Origin of the sequence: Streptomyces sp. NPDC127038, assembly GCF_042725875.1 — a bacterium.
Lineage (GTDB): Bacteria > Actinomycetota > Actinomycetes > Streptomycetales > Streptomycetaceae > Streptomyces.
In genome coordinates, this window is the sequence record NZ_JBHXDQ010000030.1 from 1 (window position 1) to 16044 (window position 16044).

Below are 16044 nucleotides of genomic sequence, written 5' to 3' on the forward strand. Positions count from 1 at the left end.
GCCCCCTTCCGAGGGGGCGGGCCTTCGCCGTGTCGGCGGTACGGGAAGGCGGGAGGGGCCGGCAGGCGAGAACCGCCCACCGGCCCGGGTCACGCCTGCCCTGGTCCCGGTCACACCGGGTGTGTCAGCGTCCGGCGAACTTCGCGCTCACCGAGTTGTAGACACCCTTGGCCACGGGGCCGAGCCGCGGGCCCGCCAGCCAGCCGAACTTGACCGGGCCGATCGAGGTGTTGGACACCAGGGCGGGCTTGCCGTCCGAACCCGTGGCCACCCAGCCGCCGCCCGAGGAACCGCCGGTCATCGTGCAGCCGATGCGGTACATCGTCGGGTCGGACTGGGCGACCGACAGACGGCCGGGCCGGTCCGTGCACTGGTACATCTTCTGGCCGTCGAACGGCGCCGCGGCCGGGTATCCGGTGGCCGTGATGCTCGACACCTGGGGCACGGCCGGAGCGTTGAAGTTCACCGGCAGCGCCCCGCCGACGGTCTCCTCCAGGGACTTGCCGCCGCTGCCCTTCTCCGGCGTCACATGCAGCACCGCGTAGTCGTACGAGGCCCCCTGGCCGCCCGTCGGGCCGCCCTGCTCGATCCACTGGTCCGAGGTCTGCGCCCAGTCGCTCCACCACACGCCGTACGGAGCGACCTCCTGGCGCGGGGCGTTCTCCAACTGCGCCTCGGTCCGGCCCTGGTCGTTGTAGGACGGGACGAAGGCGATGTTGCGGTACCAGCCGCCCTTCTTGCCGGCGTGCACGCAGTGGCCCGCGGTCCACACGAGGTTGGACTTGCCCGGGTGCGCCGGGTCCTCGACCACGGTCGCCGAGCAGACCATCGTGCCCTCGGGGGCGTCGAAGAACACCTTGCCCGCCACGGGCACGTTCGCGTGGTACGAGGTCTTCACGGCCTGCGCCGTCACCGGGGCCGGGGTCGGGTCGGTGACGCCCTGGTCACCGCTGAGGTCGTTGTCGTCGACACCCTTGTTCTTGTCGGGGTCGTCGGCACGGCGCATCCGGGCCGGGTCCCAGAGGCCCTTGATGATCGGGTTGACGAAGTCGTCGGCCTGGCGCAGCCATTCGGCCTTGTCCCAGTTCTTCCAGGCACCGCCCTTCCACTTGTCGAGGTCGATGCCGTGCTCTTTGAGCTTGTTCTTGATGTCGTCGGGGATCTGGATCTTGCCGTCGCCGCCCTGGGAGGAGGCGGTGGCGGTGGGCGCGCCGCTCGCCGTGTCGGCGCCGCCCGAGTCGCAGGCGGTGGCGGTCAGCGTCAGGGCCGCCACCAGGCCGACGGCGGCCAGGGCGGGGGACGTTCTGCGGCGCGCGCTCCTGCCTCGACGGGCGGCGAAGGGCGGGCGTATGGGTCGCATGGTGTAACTCCCCCTGAAACGTATGGGAACGGTGCGGTGCGGCTGCGGGCGCCTGAGCGGTTCGTCCGGCACGGCCGAACGGCATCACAGACTATGCGGTCGTCATACGGGGTGCCCGACGGAACGGCAACGGTTCCGCTACGGGGGAGTTCCCGCCGCGACCCGCTGATTCCTGACGGGCGGTCACGGAGACGGGGGCGCCGGTCGACCCCGGCAAAGAACCGGTAAGGAACAGGGAATCCACCCGCTTCCCAACGCGGCCGGCGTCGTTGGTACGTACGGGGGGCCTGCCGTCTGCGTCCGGACCCTCCTGCCAACTCGCCTCTGAACAGCGGGAGGACCTGAAGTCGTGGCCGTGACCGAGTCAGCGGTGGTGCCGGTGGGGGCGCCAGGGGAAGCCGAGGGGGCGCGGGACACCGGCGCCGGAGCGGCCGAGCGGGCGCGCGCCGCGCACGAGGGCATTCTGCGGCGCCAGTCGGCGCGCGAATCGGCGGCACGTACGTACGCGCGCTCCCTGCCGATCGTTCCCGTGCGGGCCCGCGGGCTGACGATCGAGGGCGCCGACGGGCGCCGCTATCTCGACTGTCTCTCCGGAGCCGGGACCCTGGCCCTCGGGCACAACCACCCCGTCGTCCTGGAGGCGATCAGGAAGGTCCTCGACTCGGGGGCGCCCCTGCACGTCCTGGACCTCGCGACCCCGGTCAAGGACGCCTTCACCACCGAGCTGTTCGGCACGCTCCCGCCGCGCTTCGCCGAGCGCGCGCGGATCCAGTTCTGCGGACCGGCCGGGACGGACGCCGTCGAGGCCGCGTTCAAACTGGTGCGCGCGGCCACCGGCCGCTCCGGCCTGCTCGCGTTCACCGGCGCCTACCACGGGATGACCGCGGGGGCGCTCGAAGCGTCCGGCGGCGCGACCGACGTACGCGTCGCGCGCCTGCCCTATCCACAGGACTACCGCTGCCCGTTCGGCGTCGGCGGCGACCGCGGCGCCGAACTCGGGGCGCGCTGGACGGAGTCCCTGCTCGACGACACCAAATCGGGTGTCCCGCTGCCCGCCGGCATGATCCTCGAACCCGTCCAGGGCGAGGGCGGGGTCATCCCGGCGCCGGACGCCTGGACGCGGCGGATGCGCGAGATCACCCGGGACCGGTCCATCCCGCTGATCGTGGACGAGGTCCAGACGGGCGTGGGCCGCACCGGCACCTTCTGGGCCGTGGAGCACAGCGGCATCACCCCGGACGTGATGGTGCTGTCCAAGGCGATCGGCGGCAGCCTGCCGCTCGCCGTCATCGTCTACCGCGACGACCTCGACGTCTGGCAGCCCGGCGCCCACGCCGGCACGTTCCGCGGCAACCAACTGGCCATGGCCGCCGGCACGGCCACCCTGGCGTACGTCCGCGAGCACGGTCTCGCCGAGCGCGCGGCGACCGTCGGGGCCCGGATGCTGGAGCAACTGCGCGCGCTGGCCGCGGAGTTCCCCTGTATCGGCGACGTGCGCGGCCGCGGGCTGATGATCGGCCTCGAACTCGTGGACCCCGAGGGGACACCGCGTCCCGGTCCCGACGGACCCCTCCCCGCCGCCCCCGAACTCGCCGCCGCCGTCCAGCGGGAGTGTCTGCGCCGAGGCCTGATCGTGGAGCTCGGAGGCCGCCGGTCCAGCGTCGTACGGCTCCTGCCTCCCCTGACGATCAGCGACGAGCAGGCGTCCGCCGTGCTGGACCGGCTGGCCGACGCCGTGGGCGCGGTGAGCGCGGCGGCTCCCGGTGACCGGCGGTCCGGGAGGGACGTGGCGCCGGGTGCCGGAGGTCCTCCCTGACCGCGGGCCCAGCCGTCGACCAGGAACGCACGAGAGCCCGGCGCACCCCGGCTCCGCCCCGGTCTCGTCACCGTACGAGCCCGAACGACCCGCAAGGAACCCTTCGTGAACGCCACCCCCGCACCGGACAGCCCCTCCTCCCCGTACGAGCGAGCGGCCGTCGGAACCCCTCTCCCACAGCTGTCCGGACCGGAGTCCCTTCCCCGGCAGAAGCTCCCGGATGCGGGCCGGGGTGCCGCGGTGCTGTCCGATGCGAGCCCGGGGGCCGTGGGCCTGTCCGATGCGGGTCGGGGTGCCGCGGTGCTGCCGGAGCCGGGCGTGGTCGCCGTCGGTCCGCCGGAGCCGGACGACCCGCTGGATCACCCGGACATCCGGACGGCGGCGCACGCGGCGGCGGTCGAGAACCTGCTGCGCTGCTGGGTACGGGAGAACGACCTGCCTGCTCCCCACGACGGCACCCTCCGCATCGCGCTGCCCGCCAGCGGAGCGACCCTGCTCGTTCCGGTCCACCACTGGTCCCCGGCCGGCTGGCACCGCTTCGGGCTCCCCCTCCTCGCGGGCGCCCCCGAACAGGCGCCCGCCGTGGACGCCGTGACGGTGGCCGCCCTGATCGCCCGGCAGACGGCCCCCGGCACAGCCCCTGCCACCGACACCAACACCAACTCCACGGACACGAGTCACCCGGACAATCCGGCCGGCGACGGCGCCGATCTCGTCGGCCGTGTCGCCGACTCGGTCCGGCGCACCGCGGTGTTCATCAGGGACCGCAGAGAGCACCCCGCCGACCCTTCCGACCACTTCCTCGCCGCCGAACAGGCACTCCTCCTCGGCCACCCCCTGCACCCGACCCCGAAGGGACGCGACTGCCTCTCCGACGCGGAAGGCACGCTCTACTCACCCGAGTCGCGCGGCTCCTTCCCGCTGCACTGGATGGCGGTCGCCCCCTCGGTGCTGGCCTCCGACTCGGCGTGGACGGAGCGCGGCCGCCCCGTGTCGGCCGCGCAGCTGACCCTGCGGCTGGCCGGGCCCGGACTCTCCCTCCCGGACGGCTTCACCGCCGTACTGCCCCTGCATCCCTGGCAGATGCGCGAGGTCGCGCACCGCCCCGGGACCGCGGCACTCATGGACGCCGGACTGCTCCGCGACCTCGGCCCGTGGGGCGCCCCATGGCATCCGACCTCCTCCGTCCGCACCGTCTACCGCACCGGCGCCCCGGCGATGCTCAAACTGTCGCTGGGCCTGCGCATCACCAACTCCCGGCGCGAGAACCTCCGCAAGGAACTCCACCGCGGCGCGGAGGTGCACCGCCTGCTGCGCGGCGGCCTGTCCGAGCAGTGGCAGTCCGTCCACCCCGGCTTCGACATCGTCCGTGACCCGGCCTGGCTCGCCGTCGACGGCCACGACGGCAACCCCGTTCCCGGGCTCGACGTGATGATCCGCCACAACCCGTTCGGACCCGCGGACGACATCGGCTGCGTCGCGGGGCTCGTCTCACCCAGGCCGTACGCGGGACCCGGGACGCCCGACCCGGTGGAACACCGTCCCCGCATGCGCTCCCGGCTCGCCGCGATCGTCACCGGGCTCGCGGCCAGGACCGGCCGGCCGCGCGGCGCCGTAGCCACCGAGTGGTTCCTGCGCTACCTCGAACAGGTCGTACGCCCCGTGCTGTGGCTGGACAGCGAGGCGGGCATCGCGCTGGAGGCCCACCAGCAGAACACCCTGCTCCGGCTGGACGCCGACGGCTGGCCCGCGGGCGGCCGCTACCGTGACAACCAGGGCTACTACTTCCGCGAGTCCCGGCGCGCGGAACTCGACCGCCGGCTGCCCGGCATCGGGGCACGCAGCGACACGTTCGTCTCCGACGCGGTCACCGACGAACGCTTCGCCTACTACCTCGGCATCAACAACGTCCTCGGCCTCATCGGGGCGTTCGGCTCCCAACGGCTCGCCGACGAAAGGCTGTTGCTCGCCGCGTTCCGGCGCTTCCTCGGCGGCGCGGTCACCGGCCCGGCCCGGCTGCGCTCCCCGCTGCCCGCCCTGCTGCTCGACTCGCCCGTCCTGCGCTGCAAGGCCAACCTGCTCACCCGGCTGCACGGCCTCGACGAGCTCGTCGGCCCCGTCGACACCCAGTCCGTCTACGTCACCATCTCCAACCCCCTTCATTCCTGAGCCTCTTCATCCGTGTCCCTCTGTATTCCTGGCCCCTTCATTCCTGACGCCCGACGTTCCTCACCCGTGGGGAACACGACCCACCCCGTCTCCCGAGAGGAGCGTCGTCGTGCCTCCCACCGATGAGAGCACCGACCCCGGCACCGGCACGGACTGCGAGGACACGCTCGACCTGCGCCTGTCCGACGAGCTGATCGCCCTGTTCGCGCGGGGCGCCGGACCGGGGGACGAGACCGGGGGCGGGGGCTCGGCGAGAGGTCAGGAGTGGGGCCCGGGCAGATACGCGGAAGGGGCCGCCGACCCGACGCCGGACGGGAGCGACCTGCTCGACCGTGTCGGCGGCTGGGGACCCGCCAAGACACCCGCGGGCGTCCTCCAGCTCCTGCCGGTGCGGGCCGGCCGCGACCTGGCGCTCGTGCACCGCTGGATGAACGACCCCGCCGTCGCCGAGTTCTGGGAGCTGGCGGGGCCCGAGGCCGTGGTCGAGGACCATCTGCTCCGCCAGCTCGACGGCGACGGACGCAGCGTCCCCTGCCTCGGAGTGCTCGACGGCGTCCCGATGAGCTACTGGGAGATCTACCGCGCCGATCTCGACCCCCTGGCCCGCCACTACCCCGCCCGGCCCCACGACACCGGCGTCCACCTCCTCATCGGCGGGGTCGCCGACCGCGGGCGCGGACTCGGCTCCACCCTGCTCAGAGTCGTCGCCGACCACGTACTCGACCACCGTCCCGCGTGCGCCCGTGTCGTCGCCGAACCCGACCTCCGCAACACGCCCTCCGTGTCCGCCTTCCTGAGCGGAGGCTTCCGTTTCTCCGCCGAGATCGATCTGCCCGGCAAGCGAGCGGCGCTCATGATCCGGGACCGGGCCCTGCGCGAGCTGCTGTAGAGCCGCCGTCCCTGGTCCGCCGGCCGGTCGTCCCGGCCGGTTCATCGCCGAGGAGTCCTCGTGTCCCACCCCTCCACCGCCCCGGACGCCCGGAAGGCACTCGCTTCGCGCGGCCCTTCCGCGTCCGTGATCACCCGGCCCCGGCGCGGCCCGGCCACGCCGTCGGTTCCGGGCTTGATCACCCGGTTGTCAGTGGCGCCCCGTAGGCTGGCAGCGCTATGACAAAGCCCTCACTCCCCGAACTCCTGCATGCCGCCGTCACCGCCGTCGGCGGCACGGAGCGCCCCGGCCAGGTGACGATGGCCGAATCCGTCGCCGCCGCCATCGACGACAGCTCCCACCTGCTGATCCAGGCGGGCACCGGCACCGGAAAGTCGCTCGGCTACCTGGTCCCCGCGCTCGCGCACGGCGAGCGGGTCGTCGTGGCGACGGCCACCCTCGCGCTCCAGCGCCAGCTCGTGGAGCGCGACCTCCCGCGCACCGTGGACGCGCTGCACCCGCTGCTGCGCCGCCGCCCCGAGTTCGCGATGCTGAAGGGCCGGTCGAACTATCTGTGCCTGCACCGCCTGCACGAGGGCGTGCCGCAGGACGAGGAGGAGGGCCTCTTCGACCCGTTCGAGGCGGCCGCGCCCACCAGCAAGCTGGGACAGGATCTGCTGCGGCTGCGTGACTGGTCGGACGAGACCGAGACCGGCGACCGCGACGACCTCACCCCCGGCGTCTCCGACCGGGCCTGGAGCCAGGTGTCGGTGTCGTCCCGTGAGTGCCTCGGCGCCACCAAGTGCGCCTACGGGGCGGAGTGCTTCGCCGAGATGGCCCGCGAGCGGGCCAAGCTCGCCGAGGTCGTCGTCACCAATCACGCGCTGCTCGCGATCGACGCCATCGAGGGCGCGCCGGTCCTGCCGCAGCACGAGGTGCTGATCGTCGACGAGGCCCATGAGCTCGTCTCCAGGGTCACCGGTGTCGCCACCGGCGAGCTGACCCCGGGGCAGGTCAACCGTGCCGTCCGCCGTGCCGCGAAGCTCGTGAACGAGAAGGCCGCCGACCAGCTCCAGACCGCCGCCGAGGGCTTCGAGCGGCTGATGGAGCTGGCGCTCCCGGGCCGCCTCGAGGAGATCCCGGAGGACCTCGGGTACGCGCTGATGGCGCTGCGTGACGCCGCCCGCACGGTGATCACCGCCCTCGGCTCGACCCGGGACAAGTCCGTCCAGGACGAGGACGCCGTACGCAAGCAGGCGCTGGCGTCCGTCGAGTCCGTGCACGCGGTCGCGGAGCGCATCGCGAACGGCTCGGAGTGGGACGTCGTCTGGTACGAGCGGCACGACCGTTTCGGCGCCTCGCTCAGGGTCGCTCCGATGAACGTGTCCGGGCTCCTCAGGGAGAAGCTCTTCGCCGACCGGTCCGTCGTCCTGACGTCGGCGACCCTCAAGCTCGGCGGCGACTTCAACGGCGTGGGAGCGTCGATGGGGCTCGCCCCGGAGGGCACCGAGGGCGAGGACCTCCCGCAGTGGAAGGGCGTCGACGTCGGCTCCCCGTTCGACTACCCACGGCAGGGCATCCTCTATGTCGCCCGGCATCTGTCCCGTCCCGCCCGCGACGCCGACCGCGGTGACATGCTCGACGAGCTCACCGAGCTGATCCAGGCCGCCGGCGGCCGTACGCTCGGTCTGTTCTCCTCGATGCGCGCGGCCCAGCTCGCGGCGGAGGAGCTGCGGACCCGGATCCCCGAGTACCCGATCCTGCTCCAGGGCGAGGAGACGCTCGGCGAGCTGATCAAGAACTTCGCGGCCGACCCGAAGACCTGTCTGTTCGGCACGCTCTCGCTCTGGCAGGGCGTGGACGTGCCTGGCCCCAGCTGTCAGCTGGTCGTCATGGACAAGATCCCCTTCCCCCGTCCCGACGACCCGCTGATGAGCGCGCGCCAGAAGGCGGTCGAGGAGAACGGCGGGAACGGCTTCATGGCCGTGGCCGCCACGCACGCCGCGCTCCTGATGGCGCAGGGCGCCGGCCGTCTCGTACGGGCCTCGGGGGACCGGGGTGTCGTCGCCGTACTGGACCAGCGTCTGGCCACGGCCCGTTACGGCAGCTATCTGAAGGCCTCGCTCCCCGACTTCTGGTACACCACGGACCCGAACCAGGTCCGCAGGTCCCTCGCGGCGATCGACGAGACGGCCAGGACGGCCGAGGAGTCCGCGGCGAGGTCCGACGAGGCGGCGGGCAGGACGGCCGAGACCGACGGGACCGAGACCGACGGGACCGAGACCGGTGTCGAGGTCCAGAACGAGGACGAGGACGAGGGCGCGTAGGGCGCCTTCGGGAGTCCGCCCAGCCGTCGGGTGACGGACGGGCCGGAACGAACAGGACCCCGGAACCGGCGCAGTGGTTCCGGGGCCCGGTCAGGGGCGGAGGCGGCGGACCGCCCGTCGCGGTGTCACACCCGGCGCAGGACGGCGACGACCTTCCCGAGGATGGTCGCCTCGTCACCGGGAATCGGCTGGTACGCCGAGTTGTGCGGCAGCAGCCACACATGGCCGTCCTCGCGCTTGAAGCGCTTCACCGTGGCCTCGCCGTCCAGCATCGCGGCGACGATGTCGCCGTTCTCGGCGACGGGCTGGCGGCGGACCGTCACCCAGTCCCCGTCGCAGATGGCGGCCTCGATCATCGAGTCACCGACGACCTTCAGGACGAACAGCTCTCCGTCGCCGACCAGCTGGCGGGGGAGGGGGAACACGTCCTCCACCGACTCCTCGGCGAGGATCGGGCCACCGGCGGCGATACGGCCGACGAGCGGCACATAGGACGCGGCCGGCTTGCCCGCCGTGTCCGTCGGCTGCACCGAGGACTGGTCGGAGCCCCGCACCTCGTACGCGCGCGGGCGGTGCGGGTCCCGACGCAGGAAGCCCTTGCGCTCCAGCGCCATCAGCTGATGGGCGACCGAGGAGGTGCTGGAGAGGCCGACGGCCTGCCCGATCTCCCGCATCGACGGCGGGTAGCCGCGCCGCTGCACGGAGTCCCGGATCACCTCGATCACCCGGCGCTGCCGGTCCGTGAGTCCCGAGCTGTCGGCCCGGATGCCTGGAGGTCGGCCAGGCAGGGAGCGCTTTGGCCCCTCATGGTTCGCGGCTTCGTTCATCACATGCACCGGCTCGAGTCGGCCCTGGGAGCGGTCCTGGGCGGTGATGGTGGCGCTGTCTGCGGTCGTGGTCACGTCGGCCCCTCTCGATGGTCTCCCTGCTGGACAACGGTAGTTGCTTTCGAAAGGTTGCGCCAAACACACGTTCGAGTGAAAAAAAGCGAATTGCCTGACGTGAGCATGTGTCTGGGTGTATGGCCTGGTGGTGCGCCTCGTGGGCAAAAGGCCCCATTGCTGTACCCTTCACCGCCGGAGGCGGCGGCCGTACCGGCTGACCTGGGCCGTCACCCAGTCTGCCATCCGGCGGTCGGAGGGCCGGGATGCGGCTTCCTTCCGTGCGTCGGCCACGCTATCCCCGCGTGTCCGGGATGGGTATGCCTGTGCGGCACGTGCCCTTACGTGTACGACACGCGCGTCGTGGGCGAATTCACGAGTCGATCCCCACATCTAGTGGTTGGATTGCGAAGGCATCCCAGAAGTTGTGGTCCCCCCGGTCTCCGGACCGTCGAGCATCGCCTATGCTGGAGGCTGCTTCGAGGGGCCCGTGAGGTCCCCCGGGGTTTCTGAGTCGTGCTGTGAAGGAGGGTTGGAGCCATGCACTGCCCCTTCTGCAGGCACCCGGACAGCCGCGTCGTCGACAGTCGTACGACCGACGACGGCACGTCGATCCGCAGGCGCCGCCAGTGCCCCGACTGCTCCCGTCGTTTCACGACCGTGGAGACGTGTTCCCTGATGGTGGTGAAGCGCTCCGGTGTGACCGAGCCCTTCAGCCGCATCAAGGTCATCAACGGAGTGCGCAAGGCGTGCCAGGGACGGCCCGTCACCGAGGACGCGCTCGCCCAGCTCGGGCAGCGGGTCGAGGAGGCCGTGCGAGCCACCGGAAGCGCCGAGCTGACCACCCACGACGTGGGGCTGGCCATACTCGGACCCTTGCAGGAACTCGACCTCGTGGCGTACATGAGGTTCGCGTCCGTGTACCGGGCCTTCGACTCGCTCGACGACTTCGAAGCCGCCATCGCGGAACTCAGGCAGGTGAATCAACGCCCCGCCGCGGACGACGACGTCCCGGACGCGGTGCGCCAGGAGATCGAGGACGGGCCCGGCGGAACCGTGGAGGTTCCCGTGCCCGCCACCGCCGCCGACTGACCGCGGCCCAGCCCCCTCGGGGCATCGGAGCCCGCCCGCGGGCGGCGACCACAGACTTGCAGCGCACGGCCGTACCAACGGCGCGCGCTGCATCAGACACACCGTGCCACGGGAAGTTCGCGGCACTTGAGCGCGTTTTAGCCTGTTACAGGGAGGCGGCATGACAGAGACGGCGAGCGGTCCGGCACGAGGTTCCCGCACGAAGGGCGGAGCCAAGGCCAGCAAGGGACTGCGCATCGAGCGCATTCACACCACCCCCGGCGTGCATCCGTACGACGAGGTGGAGTGGGAGCGCCGTGACGTCGTCATGACCAACTGGCGCGACGGCTCGGTCAACTTCGAGCAGCGTGGCGTCGAGTTCCCCGGCTTCTGGTCGGTGAACGCGGTCAACATCGTCACCAGCAAGTACTTCCGCGGTGCCGTCGGCACCCCGCAGCGCGAGGTGAGCCTCAAGCAGCTCATCGACCGCATCGTGAAGACGTACCGGAAGGCCGGCGAGGACTTCAAGTACTTCGCCTCGCCCTCCGACGCCGAGATCTTCGAGCACGAGCTGGCGTACGCCCTCCTGCACCAGATCTTCAGCTTCAACAGCCCTGTCTGGTTCAACGTCGGGACCCCCCAGCCCCAGCAGGTCTCCGCCTGCTTCATCCTGGCCGTCGACGACTCCATGGAGTCGATCCTCGACTGGTACAAGGAAGAGGGCATGATCTTCAAGGGCGGCTCCGGCGCCGGCCTGAACCTCTCCCGCATCCGCTCCTCCAAGGAGCTCCTCTCCTCGGGCGGCAACGCCTCGGGTCCTGTCTCCTTCATGCGCGGCGCCGACGCCTCCGCCGGAACGATCAAGTCGGGCGGCGCCACCCGCCGCGCGGCCAAGATGGTCATCCTGGACGTCGACCACCCCGACATCGAGGACTTCATCCAGACCAAGGTCAAGGAAGAGGAGAAGATCCGCGCCCTGCGCGACGCGGGCTTCGACATGGACCTGGGCGGCGACGACATCACGTCCGTCCAGTACCAGAACGCCAACAACTCGGTCCGCGTGAACGACACGTTCATGAAGGCGGTCGAGGAGGGCGGAACGTTCGGCCTCACCTCGCGCATGACCGGAGAGGTCATCGAGAAGGTCGACGCCAAGTCCCTCTTCCGCAAGATGGCCGAGGCCGCCTGGGCCTGCGCCGACCCGGGCATCCAGTACGACGACACGATCAACCACTGGCACACGTGCCCGGAGTCCGGCCGTATCAACGGCTCGAACCCGTGCAGCGAGTACATGCACCTGGACAACACGTCCTGCAACCTCGCCTCGCTGAACCTGATGAAGTTCCTGAAGGACGACGGCAAGGGTCACCAGTCCTTCGACGTCGAGCGCTTCGCCCAGGTCGTCCAGCTGGTCATCACCGCGATGGACATCTCCATCTGCTTCGCCGACTTCCCGACCGAGAAGATCGGCGAGAACACCCGCGCCTTCCGCCAGCTCGGCATCGGCTACGCCAACCTCGGCGCCCTGCTGATGGCGACCGGCCACGCGTACGACTCCGACGGCGGCCGCGCGCTCGCCGGCGCCATCACCTCCCTGATGACCGGTACGTCGTACAAGCGCTCCGCCGAGCTCGCCGCGGTCGTCGGCCCGTACGACGGCTACGCCCGCAACGCGCAGCCCCACCAGCGCGTCATGAAGCAGCACGCCGACGCCAACACCTCGGCCGTCCGCGTGGACGACCTGGACACCCCGATCTGGGCCGCCGCCACGGAGGCCTGGCAGGACGTGATCCGCCTCGGCGAGAAGAACGGCTTCCGCAACGCGCAGGCCTCCGTCATCGCCCCGACCGGCACCATCGGTCTCGCGATGTCCTGCGACACCACCGGCCTCGAACCCGACCTCGCCCTGGTCAAGTTCAAGAAGCTGGTCGGCGGCGGCTCGATGCAGATCGTCAACGGCACCGTCCCGCAGGCCCTGCGCCGCCTGGGCTACCAGGAGGAGCAGATCGAGGCGGTCGTCGCCCACATCGCCGAGCACGGCAACGTGATCGACGCGCCCGGCCTCAAGCACGAGCACTACGAGGTCTTCGACTGCGCCATGGGCGAGCGTTCCATCTCCGCGATGGGCCACGTCCGCATGATGGCCGCGATCCAGCCGTGGATCTCCGGCGCGCTCTCCAAGACGGTCAACCTGCCGGAGACGGCGACCGTCGAGGACGTCGAAGAGGTCTACTTCGAGGCGTGGAAGATGGGCGTCAAGGCGCTCGCGATCTACCGCGACAACTGCAAGGTCGGCCAGCCCCTCTCCGCGAAGACCAAGGAGAAGGAGAAGTCCGCGACGGACGCTGTCACGGCGAAGGCCGAGGACACCATCCGTACCGCGGTCGAGAAGGTCGTCGAGTACCGCCCGGTCCGCAAGCGTCTGCCCAAGGGCCGTCCCGGCATCACCACCTCCTTCACGGTCGGCGGCGCCGAGGGCTACATGACCGCCAACTCGTACCCCGACGACGGTCTCGGCGAGGTCTTCCTGAAGATGTCGAAGCAGGGTTCCACCCTCGCGGGCATGATGGACGCCTTCTCGATCGCCGTCTCGGTCGGCCTCCAGTACGGAGTGCCGCTGGAGACGTACGTCTCGAAGTTCACCAACATGCGCTTCGAGCCGGCCGGCATGACGGACGACCCGGACGTGCGGATGGCGCAGTCGATCGTCGACTACATCTTCCGCCGCCTGGCGCTGGACTTCCTGCCCTTCGAGACGCGCTCCGCGCTCGGCATCCACTCAGCCGAGGAGCGTCAGCGTCACCTGGAGACGGGCTCCTACGAGCCCGCCGAGGACGAGGTGGACGTCGAGGGCCTGGCCCAGTCGGCGCCCCTCGCGCAGGAGTTGAAGGCCGTCGCCGCCCCGAAGGCGGAGAAGGTCGCGGCCGAGCCGGCCGCGCAGCAGGCGCGCACCAGCGCCGAGCTGGTGGAGATGCAGCTGGGCATCCAGGCCGACGCCCCGCTCTGCTTCTCCTGCGGTACGAAGATGCAGCGGGCCGGGTCCTGCTACATCTGCGAGGGCTGCGGTTCGACGAGCGGTTGCAGCTGACACCGGACGCAGGTTCGGTGAAGGACAGCGGCTGACACTTGGCGCCTTGAGGGCGTGAAGCAGCTGATCAGGGCGGTGGAGCGAGCAGTCGGCTCCACCGCCCTCGGCGTTGTCGTGGAGGTGTCCCCGCCCGCGGGGGCGGGGCACGCCCCGGTCGTGCCGCGCACCGCGGGGCGAAGCTCCCGGACCGTCGCGGAATTCGCCTTTCCCCCGAAACGATCAACGGCTAGTCTCCCTCCGCGCGCAGGGAGCGCGCGGGGAAGGGCGGGGGACATGGCGGACAAGGTGGCCGGATCGAAGAGAGGCCTGAACGCGGGGGTCCAGGCCGTCGCGGCGGTGGTGCTGGTCGGGGGTGTCGCGGGGGGCATATGGGGGCTTTCGCGGGTCCTTCCGAACGCCAACGGCACCGACGACCCGGCCCGGTGCTCCGGCCGGCTCGGCACCCCGCCGCCACCGAAGCACGTCTCCGGTGAGCCGAAGCGTGTCTCCGGCGAGCAGCTGTGCCAGGCGCTGAACCGCTCGGACCTGCCGACCCTCCTCGGGACGCCCGACGAGCACGCGCTGACCGCCGACGGGAACGACAGCGTGATCACCCTCGACGGTGGCACCAAGATCGCCAGCCCCGAGGCGAACGTGACGCTGAAGACCTACTCGGTGAAGCTGTCGGCCTCGGAGGACAGGCTGTCCGTCGCCCAGGGCCTCGATCTGCTGCCGAAGGCGGAGCCCAGGCAGATCCTGGGTCACCCGGCGGTCCTCTACTCGGACCGGACGATCGCCCTCACGTTCGGCTCGGGCAAGGCGTCGAGCGGCCCCGGCGGCATCGCGCGCAGCCTGCTGGTCGCCAAGGACGCCAAGGGGGGCGGCGGTTCGTTCGAGATCGCCGTCTGGCGCCAGGACGACGTGGTGCCCGACGACGCCGCGCTGTTCCGCGTCGCCGAGCTGGTGCTGCCGACGATCCCGGGCTGGAAGAGCGGCTGACCGCCCGCGTGGACGCGCCCCTCGGCTCTCGCCTCTCGGCTTCCCGCGTTCCGCGAGCTGCGCCTGACACCCTGCGAGGGCGGCTCCCGCGAGCTGCGCCTCACGCCTCCCGCGGGCTGCCCATGACCCGGGCGAAGGTCGCCGGATCGGTGTCGAAGCCGTGGATCGCCGCGTGGAACGTCCACTCCCCGGAGTGGTCACGCGTGAACTCCCCGATGGTCGCGGCCGTCGAGCCCAGGACGTCTCCGAAGTCGCCCTGGGTCAGCACGGTGTAGCCCTCGCGCAGCCGGAAACCGGGATTGAGGACGCCGACGAACGTCCGCGCCTCGGTGCGCTGCTGGATGAGGACACCGACGACCACGCGCGCGTAGCGGCCGTCCAGGCGGTCGAGCTCCAGGGTCATGACCTCGTCCCAGCCGAACCCCTTGCCGTCCTTGCTGTCACGGTTCAGATAGATGGTGCCGTCCGGCGAACGGCTGCCGAAGTACACCACGTAGTCCGGGTTTCCGTTCGGAGCGGTCGCCAGATACGTCGCCGCGACGATGTCGAGGTCGGTCGCGGGCTCACCCACGGGACTGGGATCCCACTTGATCGCCAACTCGGCCTTGCGGATTCCCTTGTTGAGACCGTTCACCGGATGTCTCCTCCCCGTTCTCAGCAGTCGCGGGGTCAACTCCCCTGAGAGCAGGCCCCGTTGTCCATCGTGCCACGCGCGCCGGGGCATGCGCCCGGATCAACTCCGCCCGAGCGTGACCGGCGCCACGTTCCGGGGCCTTACGATGGCGCGGTGCTGGTCAAGTGGATTCGCTGCACCGTGGTCGACCGCCGCGGTTTCGAACGGGGGCAGCGAAGGTGGGCGGGGCTGCTGGGGGAGCCGGGATTCCGGGGACAGGGGGGAGGATGGAGTGTCGGGCGGTCCGGCGTCGCGCACGTCTTCTCGTTCTGGGAGAGCCGCGCCTTCTACGACTCCTTCATGGCCCGGTCCCATGACCGGCTCGCCGCCTCGCAGTCGGGCACCTTCAAGGATTCCCAGGTCAAGCTGTTCGACTACCGCTTCGACGTGAAGACGGGCTTCGAACCCCGCTTCACCGACTCCGACCGGGTCCGGGTCGCGCACTGCCGTGTCCGCGAGGACCGCGCGGAGCACTTCGCGCTCATGCAGGAGAAGGTCTGGAACCCCGCGATGGCCGGCTCGCCCGGCATGGTCCGGGGCATGTTCGGCGAGGCGCCCGGCAACGAGTTCCTCGTCCTGTCCATGTGGCAGTCGGCCGCGGAACACGGAAAGTACCGTGCCGAGCGGGTGGAGAGGCTCGCGCTGCGTGCCCAGCTGGAGGCCGACATAGCCGCCCTCGCGGGAGACGTGGTGCAGCTGGAACCCGGCTGGATCGTCTGACGGGACCGCTCGGGCGGCCCGTGGTCGGGGGTGTCCGGGATCCGCCGGACGGCCTCCGCCGACTGAACCGATCTGCCTGCGAACATGCCTCCT

Annotated in this window: 11 protein-coding genes; 8 read left to right on the top strand and 3 right to left on the bottom strand. The window is 71.1% G+C overall.

Annotated features, from left to right (window positions below; all coding sequences use genetic code 11):
• Nucleotides 1–124: 124 nt before the first annotated feature.
• The gene (locus ACFWI4_RS21275; protein ID WP_387198426.1) at nucleotides 125–1360 is read right to left on the bottom strand and encodes a trypsin-like serine peptidase; all 1236 of its coding nucleotides are present in this window, start codon (nucleotides 1358–1360) and stop codon (nucleotides 125–127) included.
• A 349-nt stretch (nucleotides 1361–1709) separates the two neighbouring features.
• Between ACFWI4_RS21275 and ACFWI4_RS21280 the strand changes: the two genes are divergently transcribed.
• The 4 genes from ACFWI4_RS21280 (at nucleotide 1710) to ACFWI4_RS21295 (ending at nucleotide 8540) form a co-directional block, all read left to right on the top strand.
• Complete coding sequence (locus ACFWI4_RS21280) at nucleotides 1710–3176, top strand: diaminobutyrate--2-oxoglutarate transaminase family protein (RefSeq protein WP_387198429.1); 1467 nt, start codon at nucleotides 1710–1712, stop codon at nucleotides 3174–3176.
• A gap of 105 nt (nucleotides 3177–3281) precedes the next feature.
• Nucleotides 3282–5345: an IucA/IucC family protein gene (locus tag ACFWI4_RS21285; protein ID WP_387198432.1), complete on the top strand. Its 2064-nt coding sequence runs from the start codon at nucleotides 3282–3284 to the stop codon at nucleotides 5343–5345.
• A gap of 109 nt (nucleotides 5346–5454) precedes the next feature.
• Nucleotides 5455–6234, top strand: a complete 780-nt coding sequence (locus ACFWI4_RS21290) for a GNAT family N-acetyltransferase (protein WP_387198435.1) — start codon at nucleotides 5455–5457, stop codon at nucleotides 6232–6234.
• A 218-nt stretch (nucleotides 6235–6452) separates the two neighbouring features.
• The gene (locus ACFWI4_RS21295) at nucleotides 6453–8540 is read left to right on the top strand and encodes an ATP-dependent DNA helicase (protein ID WP_387198438.1); all 2088 of its coding nucleotides are present in this window, start codon (nucleotides 6453–6455) and stop codon (nucleotides 8538–8540) included.
• 125 nt (nucleotides 8541–8665) lie between these two features.
• Here the strand turns inward: ACFWI4_RS21295 and lexA are convergent, their stop codons facing one another.
• A complete protein-coding gene (gene lexA / locus ACFWI4_RS21300; RefSeq protein ID WP_103549644.1) occupies nucleotides 8666–9442 on the bottom strand; it encodes a transcriptional repressor LexA in 777 nt (258 codons plus the stop codon).
• 519 nt (nucleotides 9443–9961) lie between these two features.
• On the opposite strand from lexA, the gene nrdR reads away from it, so the two are divergent.
• The 3 genes from nrdR to ACFWI4_RS21315 all read left to right on the top strand — a co-directional run bounded on the left by nrdR (nucleotide 9962) and on the right by ACFWI4_RS21315 (nucleotide 14558).
• Nucleotides 9962–10513: a transcriptional regulator NrdR gene (nrdR, locus tag ACFWI4_RS21305; protein ID WP_385401620.1), complete on the top strand. Its 552-nt coding sequence runs from the start codon at nucleotides 9962–9964 to the stop codon at nucleotides 10511–10513.
• Nucleotides 10514–10673: 160 nt separating this feature from the next.
• On the top strand, nucleotides 10674–13580 hold the full coding sequence (locus ACFWI4_RS21310) for a vitamin B12-dependent ribonucleotide reductase (RefSeq protein ID WP_387198442.1): 2907 nt from the start codon (nucleotides 10674–10676) through the stop codon (nucleotides 13578–13580).
• Nucleotides 13581–13853: 273 nt separating this feature from the next.
• Entirely contained in the window at nucleotides 13854–14558 is a 705-nt protein-coding gene (locus tag ACFWI4_RS21315) for a DUF6215 domain-containing protein (protein ID WP_387198445.1), read from the top strand.
• Between the two features lie 100 nt (nucleotides 14559–14658).
• Here ACFWI4_RS21315 and ACFWI4_RS21320 read toward each other — a convergent pair whose 3' ends face one another.
• Nucleotides 14659–15192 (bottom strand): TerD family protein, encoded by a 534-nt coding sequence (locus ACFWI4_RS21320; protein WP_387198448.1) that lies wholly within the window; start codon nucleotides 15190–15192, stop codon nucleotides 14659–14661.
• A 153-nt stretch (nucleotides 15193–15345) separates the two neighbouring features.
• Between ACFWI4_RS21320 and ACFWI4_RS21325 the strand changes: the two genes are divergently transcribed.
• Nucleotides 15346–15951 (top strand): YdbC family protein, encoded by a 606-nt coding sequence (locus tag ACFWI4_RS21325; RefSeq protein WP_385401630.1) that lies wholly within the window; start codon nucleotides 15346–15348, stop codon nucleotides 15949–15951.
• The last annotated feature ends 93 nt before the right edge of the window (nucleotides 15952–16044 follow it).